Below are 13,879 nucleotides of genomic sequence, written 5' to 3' on the forward strand. Positions count from 1 at the left end.
AAGGGATCTCGCACAGTAGGTTGGCGGGGTGACAGGACGGTTCCCGATCGAAGACGTCTCCCCCGTCGTCTCGTGCGGGCGGTACCCGGCGAAGGCGGTCATCGACGAGCCGGTCCCGGTGTCGGCGCGCGCCTACCGGGAGGGGCACGACGCGCTGGGCTGCAACGTGGTGTGGGCCGGCCCGGACGGTGTGCGGCGCCCGTTCACCCGGATGCGCCCCGGCGAGCCGGGCCAGGACCGCTGGCACGCCACCATTCGTCCGGACGCCGTCGGCCCCTGGACCTTCTCGGTCGAGGCGTTCCAGGACCCGTACCTGACGTGGCAGAACGCGGTCACCAAGAAGATCGCCGCCGGGCAGGGTCCGGCCGATCTCGCCAACGACCTCGCCGAGGGCGCGCGGGTGCTGGCCGCTGCCCGGGACCTGGTGCCGGCCGCCGACCGGGCCCGCGTCGCCGCCGCGCTCACCGTGCTCGTCGACACCGACCTTCCGTTGCCGCAGCGGGTGGACCCCGCGCTGGCCCTGGCCGACCTGCTCTGGGAGCACCCGGTGCGGGAGCTGGTGACGGTCGGTGACGCGTACACCATCTGGGTTGACCGCAAGCGGGCGCTCTTCTCGGCCTGGTACGAGTTCTTCCCGCGCTCCGAAGGAGCGTCGGGTGGCCGGTCGGGCACCTTCGCCACCGCGACCGAGCGGCTGCCGGGGGTGGCGGCGATGGGCTTCGACGTGCTCTACCTGCCGCCGATCCACCCGATCGGCCGGATCAACCGCAAGGGCCGCAACAACGCGCTCACCGCCGGGCCGACAGACGTGGGCTCGCCGTGGGCGATCGGCGCCGCCGAGGGCGGCCACGACACGATCCACCCCGACCTGGGTACGCCTGCGGACTTCCGCGCCTTCATCGAGGCGGCGGCGGCGCAGGGCCTGGAGGTGGCGATGGACCTGGCGTTGCAGTGCGCGCCGGACCACCCGTGGGTCACCGAGCACCCGGAGTGGTTCACCACCCGGGCCGACGGCAGCATCGCGTACGCGGAGAACCCGCCGAAGAAGTACCAGGACATCTATCCGGTCAACTTTGACAACGACCCGGAGGGCATCCGGGCCGAGGTGCTGCGGGTGGTGCTGCACTGGGTGGGCGAGGGCATCCGGATCTTCCGGGTGGACAACCCGCACACCAAGCCGTTCGACTTCTGGCACCGGCTGATCGCCGAGGTGAAGACTGTCGACCCGGACGTGCTGTTCCTGGCCGAGGCGTTCACCAGGCCGGCCATCATGCACGGGCTCGGCAAGATCGGCTTCACGCAGTCGTACACCTATTTCACCTGGCGCACGACGGCCGCGCAGATGCGGGAGTACTGCGAGGAGCTTGTCGCGTCGGCCGACCACATGCGGCCGAACTTCTGGCCGAACACCCCGGACATCCTGCACGAGTCGTTGCAGCACGGCGGCCCGCCGATGTTCAAGATCCGAGCGGTGCTGGCGGCGCTGCTCTCCCCCTCCTGGGGCCTGTACGCCGGCTACGAGCTGTTCGAGCACGTGGCCCGGCCGGGCGCGGAGGAGTACCTGGACAACGAGAAGTACGAGCTGCGCCCCCGCGACTGGGCCGGCGCCGAGGCGCAGGGCCGCTCGCTGGCCCCGTTCCTGACGACCCTCAACCGGGTACGCCGCGACAACCCGGCCCTGCACCAGCTCCGCAACCTGCGCTTCCACGAGATCGACAACCCGGCGCTGCTGTGCTGGTCGAAACACGACCCGGACACGGGCAACACCGTCATCGTGATCTGCTCGTTCGACCCACGTGTGGTGCAGTGGGGCAACACGACGCTTGACATGCCGGAGCTGGGGTTCGACTGGCACGAGCGGTTCACCGTGTACGACGAGCTGACCGGCACCAGCTACGACTGGGGGCAGCGCAACGCGGTGCGGCTCGACCCGTACCTGCAACCGGCGCACGTGCTGACCGTCCGCCGCCCGGTCGCGCCCTCCACGCCGACGCCCGCCGTCGTCGAGCCGGCCGACCTCACCGTCACCGACGTCCCGGACGAGCTGTCCGGCGGCACCGCGCCGACGACCCCGGCACCGACGGCCGCCACCGACCCGGCCGCCAGCGCCGAGCCAGCCGCCAGCGCCGAGCCAGCCGCCAGCGCCGAGCGAGCTGCAGGTACCGGCCCGACGGCGGCTCCACGTCCCGCGGCGGCCCGCCCGTTCGACCCGCGCTCCGTGGCGGCCCGGGGATCCGCTGCCCGCTCGGCGAAGGCCCGCTCGGCCGCGCCCCGCCCGCCCGCCGCGCCCCGCCCGTCCGCCTCCGCCCCGACCGACGCCGCCCCGAAGGACGACCGATGGACCAGCTGATCACCGGCGTGACGCACGACCCGCACGCGCTGCTCGGCGCGCACCCCGCCGACGGGTGGACGACGATCCGCACGATGCGCCGGGGCGCGGGCGACGTGCTGCTCCTCGTCGGCGACGAACGGCACCCGATGAAGCGGGTGCACGACGTCGGCGTCTTCGAGACCCACGTCGAGGGCACCGTGCTCGACTACCGGGTGGAGGTCGACGGCACCGTCCACGACGATCCGTACCGCTATCCGCCCACCCTCGGCGAGCTGGACCTGCACCTGATCGGTGAGGGCCGGCACGAGCGGCTGTGGGACGCACTCGGCGCCCGGGTCTTCGACGAGGGCGTCGCGTTCAGCGTCTGGGCGCCCAGCGCCCGCGGGGTGCGGGTGGTCGGTGACTTCACCGGCTGGGGTCCGGACGACGGCTGGCCGATGCGGTCGCTCGGCTCCAGCGGCGTGTGGGAGCTGTTCGTCCCGAACGCCCGGGTCGGCGCCCGGTACAAGTACCGGGTGCTCGGCGCCGACGGGCAGTGGCGGGACAAGGCGGACCCCCTGGCGGCGTACGCAGAGGTGCCGCCCGCCACCGCTTCCGTGGTGCACCACTCGACGTACCTGTGGAACGACGAGGACTGGTTGGCCCGGCGGGCCGAGCGCAAGCCGCACCAGGAGCCGATGAGCGTGTACGAGGTACACCTCGGCTCGTGGCGGCCCGGCCTGGGTTACCGGGAGCTGGCCGACCAGCTCACCGCGTACGTCACCGAGCTGGGCTTCACGCACGTGGAGTTCCTGCCGGTGATGGAGCACCCGTTCGGCGGCTCCTGGGGCTACCAGGTGACCGGCTACTACGCGCCGACGTCCCGCTTCGGTGACCCGGACGAGTTCCGCCACCTGGTGGACCGGCTGCACACCGCCGGCATCGGCGTGATCCTGGACTGGGTGCCCGCGCACTTTCCGAAGGACGAGTGGGCCCTCGCCCGCTTCGACGGCACCCCGCTCTACGAGCACCCCGACCCGCGCCGCGGCGAGCACCCCGACTGGGGCACGTACGTCTTCGACTTCGGCCGCCGCGAGGTGCGCAACTTCCTGGTCGCCAACGCGCTCTACTGGTGCGACCAGTTCCACGTCGACGGGCTGCGGGTGGACGCGGTCGCGTCGATGCTCTACCTGGACTACTCCCGTGACGAGGGCCAGTGGGCCCCCAACCAGTACGGCGGTCGGGAGAACCTGGAGGCCATCGCGCTCATGCAGGAGGTGAACGCGACTGTCTACAAGCACCACGCCGGGGTGGTGATGATCGCCGAGGAGTCCACCGCCTGGCCGGGCGTCACCGCCCCCACCGCCGACGGCGGGCTGGGCTTCGGGTTCAAGTGGAACATGGGCTGGATGCACGACACCCTGCTCTACACCTCGAAGGACCCGATCTACCGCCAGCACCACCACCACCAGCTCACGTTCTCCCTGGCGTACGCCTGGAGCGAGAACTACGTGCTGCCGATCAGCCACGACGAGGTCGTGCACGGCAAGGGCTCGCTTGCCGGCAAGATGCCCGGCGACACCTGGCAGCGGCTGGCGAACGTCCGCGCGCTGCTCGCGTACATGTGGGCGCACCCGGGCAAGCAACTGCTGTTCATGGGCTCCGAGCTGGCCGACGACCGGGAGTGGAGCGAGGAACGCGGCCTCGACTGGTACCTGCTGCACGACCCGGCCCGCGCGGGCGTGCAGCGCCTCGTCGGTGACCTCAACCGCGTCTACCGGGCCACCCCGGCGCTGTGGGCGCAGGACACCGAGCCGGCCGGGTTCCGCTGGATCGCCGGTGACGACGTCGCCAACAACACCGTGTCGTTCGTCCGGATCGCCCCGGACGGCTCGACGCTCGTGTGCGTGGCGAACTTCTCCGCCCAGCCGCTTCACGACTACCGGATCGGCCTCCCGGCGGGCGGTACGTGGGCCGAGGTGCTCAACACCGACGCCCACCACTACGGCGGGTCGGGGGTGGGCAACCTGGGCGAGGTGCACGCCGAGGACGTGCCATGGCACGGGATGGTCGCCTCGGCGGCCCTCCAGGTGCCCCCGCTGGGCGTCGTCTGGCTCCGCCAGAGCTGAGCTCCGGGCGCTGAGCTCCGAGCGCCGCGCAGCCCTGACGGCGCGATGCCGGCGATACTGTCGGCGTGAAGTACGTGTCCAGAGTGCCGCGACCGCCGCTGGACGGGCTGATCGACGACCTCTACTACCTGGAAGGCGCGCCGCCGTACGCCCGGCTGACGCTGCCGCCGATGCCGGGCGCGCTGCTCATCGTCAACCTCGGTCCGCCGTTCCTCATGCGTGCCGGCACCGACGTCGAGGCGACCGAGTACGCCGACGGCTGCGTCATCACCACGCCCACCCGCGCGTTCGATTTCGGCTACCCACTCCGGACCCGGTCCGTCGGGGCGCACGTCAAGCCGTGGGGGCTGGCGCCGTTCCTGCCGATGCCGGCGGCCGAGCTGTGTGACCGACCGGTGAGTGTGGAGCAGGTGTGGGGCCGGCCCGCCACTGCCGAGCTGCGCGACCGGATGGCCGCGGCGGACGGACCGCACGAGATGCTGACGCTGCTCGAGGACGAGCTGATGCGACGGCTCTGCGAGACCGCCGGCCTCGGGCTGGTCCGCCACACGAGCAGCGTCATCGCGGCGACAGGCGGAACGATGGCCATCGACGACCTGAGAGTCTCGACAGGTGTCAGCAGCACGCACCTGGCACAGCGGTTCAAGGAGCTGGTCGGCGTCACGCCGAAGCGGCTGGCCCGCACCTACCGCTTCGCCGCCACCGTGTTGTCGATCAACCCCGCCGAACCGATCGACTGGGCCGACCTCGCCAGCGGCGCGGGCTACTTCGATCAGGCCCACTTCGGCCACGAGTTCCGGGCGTTCACCGGGCTCACACCGACACGATATGTCGAAGTCCGGCAGCGGTTCCTGCGCGAGAATCCCGGCCACGTGCTGGACGGCTGGCCGCTGCCGACCGAGTGATTTCTTACAAGAGCGACAGCCCACGAAACCCTAATCTGAGGGCATCCCCCAGCAGAGGAGCGCCCGTGGGCAGAGTGGTCATGTACAGCTCGGTATCGGTGGACGGCTTCATCGCGGACGAGAACGACCAGCCCGGACCACTGTTCGACTGGTTGCTCGGCGGTGACGTGCCGTTGGACTCCAGCGGCCAGTTGAAGGTGTCGCAACCGTCGTACGACTACACCCGGCCGTACTGGGACCAGATCGGGGCGACGATCGTCGGCCGCCACGTCTTCGACATGACGGACGGCTGGGACGGGGTGCCTCCGGGTGGGGTCGACCACGTCGTCGTCGTGACGCACCGGCCGAAACCCGAGGGCTGGGACCCCGAGGCGCCGTTCCACTTCGTCGACGGCGTCGAGGCAGCCGTGGCCACGGCGCGGAAGCTCGCGGGTGACCGCATCGTCGAGGTCGCCGCCGGCGACGTCGGTGGCCAGGTGCTCGCCGCGGGCCTGGTCGACGAGGTACGCATGGACGTCGTACCCGTGGTCTTCGGGTCCGGCAAGCGGTACTTCGGGTCGGTCCAGGCACAGCATCTGTTGGAGGATCCGGACGCGACGATCCAGGGCAACCGGGTGCTTCACCTGCGCTATCGAGTGCGCCGCTGATGCTGAGCGGCGGCCCTGGCCACTGCCCGGCGGCGAAGCCACAGGTAGATCAGCCCGGGCTCCCTCCGATAGGGAGGCGGGACCAGGAACCGTGGCCTGTTCCACCACATGATCGTCGGCATGGACAGCATGAGGAAGAAGAGCGCGCCGGCTTCCATCCGGACCACCACAGTGACGAGATCGGACGACACTCTCCAGACCGGGATCAGCATCACCACCAACAGGAACATCACCAGGAACGCGGCCGGAGTGGCCCAACTTCCCCGCACAGCCGCTGCACGACTACCGGATCGGGCTGCCGGCCGGCGGCTCCGCCAGGGCTGACCGCCCTCGTACTCCCGGCCGCCGCCTCCACGCCACGCCCTAGGTCCTGTCGCTGCTGGTTGGCTTCCCGGAGCGACGGCTTTCCTGAGACGGTCGCGGAGGGCGGGGGCGCCTCGCTCGGATGGCCAGGAGGTCCGTCACGAGCGTCTGGGTGAAACGCATCTGGCGTTCGATCGGCCCCCTGCCGAGTGGCTGCGAGGAGAAGTATGCCGCCTGAATAGCGAGCGTTGAGATCACGAGCAACACGGATACACAGGCGACCAGCACGAGCGGCGCGGTCAACGCCACCATCACCGGCCGACTGATCAGGTGATTGGCCCAGAAGACCTGAGTCAGGACCAGGGCGGTGGCGGACAAGAAAACCGTTCGCCACGACCACACCAACAGGCGGTAGGACTTCCGCCTTCGCATCTCGGCAATGAGGTCGCTCAAGGAGTACTCCGCCGTCAGACCAGGCCGGCGTCGCGGAGCAGCATCCACAGGCCGGCGCCGTCCGGGGCGGACAGCCACTTCTGCCCCACCGGCCCCGACGACGGGCGGCCCGCCGGGGCGGGCAGGCTACCGGCAAGCACGGACTGGGTCGGGGACAGCCGGCGGATCGCCACCCCGGCGACGTTCTCCGGGTGGGCGGCGGCGAACTCCCGATAGATCTCCTGGTCGTGCTGGCCGTCGTCGCCGACAAGCAGCCAGCGCACGTCGGGGAACTCCTTCGCCAGCCGGGCGAGGGTGGACCGCTTGTGCTCCATCCCGCTGCGGAACCAGCGGTCGGCGGTCGGACCCCAGTCGGTGAGCAGCAGCGGCCCGGCCGGGTAGAGGTGCCGGGACAGGAACCGCGTCAACGTCGGCGCCACGTTCCACGCGCCCGTGGACAGGTAGAAGACCGGGGCGCCCGGATGCGCGGTGACCAGTCGCTCGTAGAGCACCGCCATGCCGGGCACTGCGGCGCGGGCGTGCTCGTCGAGGACGAAGGTGTTCCACGCGGCGAGCAGCGGCCGGGGCAACGCCGTCACCATCACCGTGTCGTCGATGTCGGAGAGGATGCCGAACTTGACGTCCGGATCGAGGATGCGCACGGGCGCGTCGACCGGCTCGGCGTCGGGCACGCTGACCCGGACGGTGCCCCACCCGGGCGGCAGGTCGGCCTCGACGAGCGTGTCGACGAAGCCGCTGCGGTCGGCCCGCGTCTCGTGCCGCACCCCGCCGGCCTCGATGTGCACCGTGACGTGCTTGGCGGGCAGGGTGGTGAAGCTGCGCCAGCCACGGACCTTCTCCAGCCGACCCCGCTGACGGGTGTCCGGACGACCGAGCAGCACCCGGCACATCACCCGCACCCACCCGGGACGGCCGTAGCCGGTGTACGCGACGATGTTCATCCGCCAGCCGGTACGCCGCAACCGACGCTCCACGAGCTGGTGCACGGCGTCCTCGATCCGCGCAGCCCGGTGCAGGTTCGGCACGGCCAGCTGGCCGGCGGGTGTGGGTGGCACGCGCCAACCCTGCCACACGTCGCCGGTCACGGCCACGCGAGCAGCCGGCGGAGCCGCCCCGCAGCCGGCCCTGGGCCGTCGACCCGGCCGAACCAGCCGGGCCCCGGCCACGCCGAACCAGCCGGGCCCCGGCCACGCCGAACCAGCCCGGCGCCGGCTGCGCCGAACCAGCCCGGCAGCCCGGCGGAACGTGACACACTCCGGTCGGGACGACGACGGGGGCGTGGTCGTGTCGCATCCAGTGCAGCACGGCGGGCGGTGGCGTCCGCGACTCGACCGGCCGGCGCTCGTCGCGCTCCTGGTCGGGTTGGTCGGTGTCGGATACCGGCTGGTCCTCACGCTGTACACCGTGCCGGTGTCGAACAGCGACGAGGCGACCTTCGGGCTGGCCGCCCTGCACATCGGGCAGGGCCGGGAACGCCCCGTCTTCCTCTACGGCCAGCACTACATGGGCATGCTGGAGTCGTACCTCGCCGCGCCGCTGCTCGCGGTGGCAGGGCCGAGCTGGCCGGTGCTGCGGCTGCCGATGCTCGCCCTGTACGCGGTCTTCCTCTACCTGGTGTACCGGCTCACCCGCCGGCTCTACACGCCGTGGTTCGCCGTCCTCGTCGTCGGCCTGCTGGCGCTGGGGCCGGAGCGGGTGGTGCGCGACCAGCTCACCGTGGTCGGCGGCCGTCCGGAGGTGAAGCCGGCGGTGCTGCTGATGCTGCTGATCACCGTGGGGCTGGCCACCGGGACGGTGCGCCGCCGTCGGCTGGCCGTGGCGCTGTTCGGGCTGCTGGTCGGGTTGGCCGCCTGGTCGGACTGGCTGATCCTGCCGTACCTGGCGGTGGCCGGCCTGGCCCTGGTGTGGGCGGTGCGGCGGGAGCTGCTCGGCTGGTCGGGGCTGCTGCTGGTGGCGGGCTTCGTGGCCGGGGTGGCGCCGATGATCGTCGACAACCTGCGGGCCGGGCCGGGCGAGGACTCGCTGACGGTGTTCCGGGAGGTCAGCACCAAGGCCGGCCCGTTGCCACAGTGGTCGGACCGGATCTCCGGCGGCCTGCTGGAGGGGGTGCCACTGGCGCACGGGCTCTGCCCGGTCGACGGGTGCGGCCGGTGGCAGCAGTGGTTCGGCGTGATCTACCCGGTGCTGCTGGTGGCCGCCGCCGTGCTCGCGCTCCTCGCGTACCGCCGGGCCGCCGACGCATCGCGGGGCGCGCAGGCCGCAGACACCCCGCCCGGCACGCAGCCCGGGGGCGCGCTGCGGGGCGCGCGGGTCGGGCCCGTGGTGCAGCTCGCGCTTGTCGTCGGTGCGGCGTTGACACTGCTGTCGTACGTGCGCAGCCCGCTCGCCGCGACCAGTCCGCTGGACAACGCGCGCTACCTGTCGGTGCTGCAACTGTCGTTGCCGGCGGTGCTCTGGCCGCTCTGGGTGGCGGCTCTGGCCTGCTGGCGGGGCACGGTGGGAGCGCTCGGCCGGTTGGCCGGCGCGCTGGCTACAGCCGTGCTGGCGGCGCTTGCCGCGACGACGCTCGTGGTCACCGTGGTCTTCGCGACCACCGGCACCGCCGCGTCGCGGACCGAGGAGCGTCAGGCCCGGGAGCTGGCCGCCGCGCTGCGCGCCGACGGGCCCCACGAGGTGTACGGGGACTACTGGACCTGCAACCGGCTGATCTTCAACACCGACGAGTCGGTGGTCTGCGGGGTGCTCGACGGGGACCTGTCCCCCGGGCAGAACCGCTACCGCCCGTACTGGCGGCAGGTCGGGCGGGCCGCCCGGCCGGGTTACGTGGTGGAGGTCGACTCGCCGATGGACCGGCGGCTGCGCCGGCTGCTCGGCGACCGGCCCGACGCCGCACCGGTGCGCGAGGTGGGCGGCTATCGCGTGTACCACCCCGACACACCGGTGCGGCCCTGGCGGTAGCGGCGGGTCGTACGCTGGCCGGGCTGCCGCTGCACCCGCCCGAGGAGAACCGATGCTCATCCTGCTGCCGCCCTCGGAGGGGAAGGCCGACGCCGGCACCGGACGGCGGTGGACCCCGGAGCGGCTCTCGCTGCCGGAGCTGAACCCGGCCCGCGAGCGGGTCCTCGACGCGCTCGTGACCCTCAGCGCCGGGCCCGACGAGGAGGCCGCACGTGCCGCCCTCGGCCTCAGCGAGGGCCAGCGCGGCGAGCTGCGCCGCAACACCCGGCTGCGGGCGGCGGCCACCGCCCCGGCCGAACGGCTCTACACGGGGGTCCTCTACGAGGCGCTGGAGCTGGCCACGCTGCCGTCGGCGGCGCAGCGGGCGGCACGCCGGTCGATCCTGATCAGCTCCGGGCTGTGGGGGGCGGTCCGTCTCGCCGACCGGATCCCGCCGTACCGCTGCCCGATCGGCGCCCGCCTGCCGGGCGTGGGGGCGCTGTCGGCGTACTGGCGCGGGGAGCTGGCCCCGGTCCTGGCCGGCGCGGCCGGTCGGGGGCCGGTGCTGGACCTGCGGTCCGGCGCGTACGCCGCCACCTGGACGCCGCGCGGTGAGCTGGCCGAGCGGACGGTGACCGTGCGGGTGCTGCACGAGCGGGAGGTCGACGGCGTGCCGGTCCGCTCGGTCGTGAGCCACTTCAACAAGGCGACCAAGGGGCGGCTCGTTCGTGACCTTCTGGTCGCCGGGGCCCGGCCGCGTACCGCCGCGGAGTTGATCGGCACGCTGCGGGAGCTGAAGCACACGGTGGTGGAGGAGCCGGCCGCCGCTGGCCGGGTCCGGCAGGTGGACCTGGTCGTCACGGACCTGTAGCGGCCCGTGAGCCGCAAGTTTTCCTCAAGGCTGGGCGGGATGCGTTCCGCTGCGGCCGTGCAGGGGCCACGGTAGGGGAACCCAGACTCCGACGAAGGAGCCTCCGTTGGCCCGCGATCCCGCCCTGCTCGACCGGCCCCGTTCGCCGGCGACGCCTCCCCCGCTGGACTGGCTGACCCTGGGCGACGCGTTCGAGGCCGCCTGCCTGCTGCGCTGTACGGCACCGGCGGCCGGCGTCCGCTCGGCCGCCGCGCTGCCGTCGCACGCGCCGGGGGTCGAGTTCAACCGGGAGGACGCCGCGCTGCGGATGCGGCAACTGCTCGCCCGCCTCGACATCCCGGTCACCCAGGAGGTGGCCGTCGGCGGTCTGCGCCGCCGCTACGAGCTGCACCGGCTCTGGGTGCCGCCGGAGCACCGGGGGGCGTACGCCCGGATGGTGGATGCCGGCTGGTGGCAGGGGCGTCGGGAGCTGCTGGGCGGTCCCGTGCCGGGTGCCTCGCCGGCCCGCCGCCGGTGGATGTCCCGGCTCGCGGCGGCGGCCTGGCGGTCGGCGCTGTTGGCCGGCGGGCGGCACGTGCGGCGGCACATTCTCGGCGTACGCCTCACCGACCGGGAGCTGGCCGCCGTGCTGATCCGCAGCGCGGCCGTGCTCGACGTGCCGGCCGTGCTGCGCCCGGGCACCGGCTGTTTCCTGGTCAGCGTGGCCGACGGGCCGGACCGGGAACGCATCCTGCGCAGCGCGTCGATGGAGCCGGCGCGGGGCGCGGCCCCGGAGCCGGCCTGCTGATCGGAGCCCGCGCCGCACCCATCGGCGGCACTGACGGGTACGGGCTTGCGCGCGTTCGCCGGAACGCGCACAGTGCACCGCGTGAGTCGTACCTCGTCGGGTCGGAGCGGTTCGCGCCGCGCGGGGGCGGCGGCGCTGGCGCTTGTCGCGGCCCTCACCGCCGCCGGCTGTCGGGACGACCCGGCCGAGCCGATATCGATCCGGATCGCCACCGGCAGCCCCACCGCCGTCTACTACGCGTTCGGGCAGTCCCTCGCGACCATCCTCAACCGGGAACTACCAGGGGTACGGGCCAGCGTGGTGATCACCGCCGCCTCGGCGGAGAACGTGCGCCTGGTCGGCTCCGGAGCGGCCGAGCTGGGCTTCACCCAGGCCGACGTGCTGCCCACCAGTCCGGCGCTGAGCCCGTCGGTGGACGCGGTGGCTCGGGTGTACGACGACCAACTGCATCTGGTCACGACCGACGGCGGGCCGGTCCGCACGGTCGGCGACCTGCGGGGCCGCCGGGTCTCCGTGGGTGCGCCCGGCTCGGGCACCGAGATCACCGCCACCCGGCTGCTGGAGGTGGCCCACCTCGGCGGCGACACGGTACGCCGGGAACGGCTCGGCCTTGACGACTCGGTGGCGGCGCTGCGCGCGGGGCGCATCGACGCGTTCTTCTTCTCCGGTGGCCTGCCCGTGCGCGGCATCGAGGAGCTGGCCGGGCGCAGCGCCACACGCATCGTGGGCCTCGGTGAGTGGACGGAGCCGCTGCGCGCCCGGTACGGCCAGGTCTACGTCTCCCGGGACATTCCCCGCTCGGTGTACGGCATGAACCCGGTGACCACCGTCGCCGACCCGAACTACCTGATCGTGCGGGCCAGCCTGCCGGAGCCGCTGGTCCGGGAGGTGACCCGGCTGCTGATGGAGCGTCGGGCCGAGCTGGGCGCGGCGCATCCGGCGGCGGGACGGATGAGCCCCCGCTCGGCGATCGCCACCGCGCCGCTGCCGCTGCACCCGGGCGCCGCCGCCTGGTACCGGGCCGCCAAGCCCTGACCGTCGCCGGCCGCGCCCGAGGCGCTTCGCGGCCCACTCGGGTCGCTGCCGTGGCGGGGCGAGCCGCTAGCGCGCCGGGGCGGGCCGCAGGTCGGCGGCGGTGTCCTCGTCCGCCGACGCCACCGCCGGCTCGGGCTCGGGGGCCGGGAACCACAGGTCGGCGACCAGCCCGCGTGGCTGGGCCGGCCGCATGGTCAGCCGCCCGTCGGAGGCGTCCACAAGCACGGCGGCGATGGTCAGGCCGAGCCCCGCGCCGTCGACGTTCTGCGCGTCCGGCGCACGCCAGAACCGCTCGGTGGCCTGGCCGAGCTGACTCTCGGTCATCCCCGGGCCGGTGTCGCGCACCTCCAGGACCACCCCGCCGTCGCGCCGGGCCACGGTCACCGTCACCGCCCCGCCCGCCCCGCTGAACTTCACCGCGTTGTCGATGAGCGCGTCCAGCGCCTGGTCGACGGCGGTCGGCACGGTCCGCGCGTACGCCGGGGCGTCGCTCGTGGCCATCCGCAGCGCGACCGACCGGTGCCGGGCCAACGGTGCCCACGCGGCCACCCGGGACGCGGCCACTGCGGCGGCGTCCACGGTGACGCGCTCGTTCTCCTCCCGTTCGGCGCGGGCCAGGGTGAGCAGCGCGTCGAGCACAAGCGCCAACCTGTCGGTCTCCTCAAGCGCCAACCGGTGCTCGGAGCGCCCGTCCGCGCCGGTGAGGCTGGGACCCAGCTCCTCCACCCGCAGCCGCAGCGCCGTGAGCGGGTTGCGCAGCTGATGGCTTGCGTGCGCGACGAACGCGCGCTGCCGGTCCATCACGTCGGAGACCACGTCGGCCATGTGGTTGAAGCTTGCCGCGAGTCGGCGCAGCTCCGGCGGGCCGAGCCGGTGCTGTACGCGCGCGCCCCGGTCACCCTCGGCGATCTCGTGGGTGACGGCGTCCAACTCGGTCACCGGGCGCAGCACCCAACCGGCCAACCCGAACGCGGTGAGCACGCAGGCCAGCACGACGAGCAGGCCGGCCAGGGTGAGCAGCAGCCACCAACTGCTCACGGCCCGGCGGATGTCGTCGGCCGGGGTCACGATCACCACCGCGCCGAGGACCTCACCGCCGTCGTTGATCGGCACCGCCACCACCACCGGCCCGGCCGACCAGGGCCAGACCGACTCGGGGGCGCTTGCCTGCTGCCCGGACAACGCGACGTCCAGCACCGTGGCGGTCCCGGTGGACTGCCAGCTCGAGGAGTCGACGACGATGCCCCGGTCCCGGTCCACGACCGCCGCGCCGATCCCGTACAGCTCGTCGTAGCTGCGCAGCTCCGCACCGATCGGGCCGGGCTCGCCGCCGCGCAACGCCGGCCCGGCCAGCGAGGCGAACCGGGTGGCGTCGGCGAGCCGGTCGGCGCGTACCCGCTCGGTCTCCCGGCTGGCCAGGGTGACGGCGAGCGGACTCTCCAACGCGATGAGGACGAGCACCATCAGCAGCAGGTAACTGATCACCAGTCGACGGCGCACG

The 13,879-nt window shown here is 73.1% G+C and carries 10 protein-coding genes and 1 pseudogene; 8 read left to right on the plus strand and 3 right to left on the minus strand.

Annotated elements, in window-relative coordinates; all coding sequences use genetic code 11:
• Positions 1-28 precede the first annotated feature (28 nt).
• The 4 genes and pseudogenes from OOJ91_RS29805 to OOJ91_RS29820 form a co-directional block, all read left to right on the plus strand.
• Positions 29-2,077 (plus strand): annotated as a pseudogene (locus OOJ91_RS29805) (maltotransferase domain-containing protein); the annotation flags it as partial.
• 260 nt (positions 2,078-2,337) lie between these two features.
• On the plus strand, positions 2,338-4,440 hold the full coding sequence (glgB, locus tag OOJ91_RS29810) for a 1,4-alpha-glucan branching protein GlgB (RefSeq protein ID WP_266250167.1): 2,103 nt from the start codon (positions 2,338-2,340) through the stop codon (positions 4,438-4,440).
• A 65-nt stretch (positions 4,441-4,505) separates the two neighbouring features.
• A complete protein-coding gene (locus tag OOJ91_RS29815; protein WP_266250168.1) occupies positions 4,506-5,345 on the plus strand; it encodes a helix-turn-helix domain-containing protein in 840 nt (279 codons plus the stop codon).
• 65 nt (positions 5,346-5,410) lie between these two features.
• Positions 5,411-5,992 (plus strand): dihydrofolate reductase family protein, encoded by a 582-nt coding sequence (locus tag OOJ91_RS29820; protein WP_266250169.1) that lies wholly within the window; start codon positions 5,411-5,413, stop codon positions 5,990-5,992.
• Here the strand turns inward: OOJ91_RS29820 and OOJ91_RS29825 are convergent.
• Both OOJ91_RS29825 and OOJ91_RS29830 read right to left on the minus strand, forming a co-directional pair.
• Positions 5,974-6,261 carry a hypothetical protein gene (locus tag OOJ91_RS29825; RefSeq protein WP_266250170.1) on the minus strand — a complete coding sequence of 96 codons (288 nt, stop codon included), beginning with the start codon at positions 6,259-6,261 and terminating at the stop codon, positions 5,974-5,976. The two genes, OOJ91_RS29820 and OOJ91_RS29825, sit on opposite strands and share 19 nt — an antisense overlap.
• 501 nt (positions 6,262-6,762) lie before the next feature.
• The gene (locus tag OOJ91_RS29830; RefSeq protein WP_266250171.1) at positions 6,763-7,803 is read right to left on the minus strand and encodes an App1 family protein; all 1,041 of its coding nucleotides are present in this window, start codon (positions 7,801-7,803) and stop codon (positions 6,763-6,765) included.
• 229 nt (positions 7,804-8,032) lie between these two features.
• Here OOJ91_RS29830 and OOJ91_RS29835 point away from each other — a divergent pair, with 229 nt between their 5' ends.
• From OOJ91_RS29835 to OOJ91_RS29850, 4 genes are all read left to right on the plus strand, one after another.
• A complete protein-coding gene (locus OOJ91_RS29835) occupies positions 8,033-9,706 on the plus strand; it encodes an ArnT family glycosyltransferase (RefSeq protein WP_439117140.1) in 1,674 nt (557 codons plus the stop codon).
• 52 nt (positions 9,707-9,758) lie between these two features.
• Positions 9,759-10,556, plus strand: coding sequence for a peroxide stress protein YaaA (gene yaaA / locus OOJ91_RS29840; RefSeq protein WP_266250172.1), 798 nt, complete (start codon positions 9,759-9,761; stop codon positions 10,554-10,556).
• 106 nt (positions 10,557-10,662) lie between these two features.
• Positions 10,663-11,343, plus strand: coding sequence for a hypothetical protein (locus OOJ91_RS29845; RefSeq protein WP_266250174.1), 681 nt, complete (start codon positions 10,663-10,665; stop codon positions 11,341-11,343).
• Positions 11,344-11,424: 81 nt separating this feature from the next.
• On the plus strand, positions 11,425-12,378 hold the full coding sequence (locus OOJ91_RS29850; protein ID WP_439117141.1) for a TAXI family TRAP transporter solute-binding subunit: 954 nt from the start codon (positions 11,425-11,427) through the stop codon (positions 12,376-12,378).
• 66 nt (positions 12,379-12,444) lie between these two features.
• Here OOJ91_RS29850 and OOJ91_RS29855 read toward each other — a convergent pair whose 3' ends face one another.
• Entirely contained in the window at positions 12,445-13,878 is a 1,434-nt protein-coding gene (locus tag OOJ91_RS29855; protein WP_266250176.1) for a sensor histidine kinase, read from the minus strand.
• Position 13,879: the final 1 nt, after the last annotated feature.

Origin of the sequence: Micromonospora lupini, assembly GCF_026342015.1 — a bacterium.
Lineage (GTDB): Bacteria > Actinomycetota > Actinomycetes > Mycobacteriales > Micromonosporaceae > Micromonospora > Micromonospora lupini_B.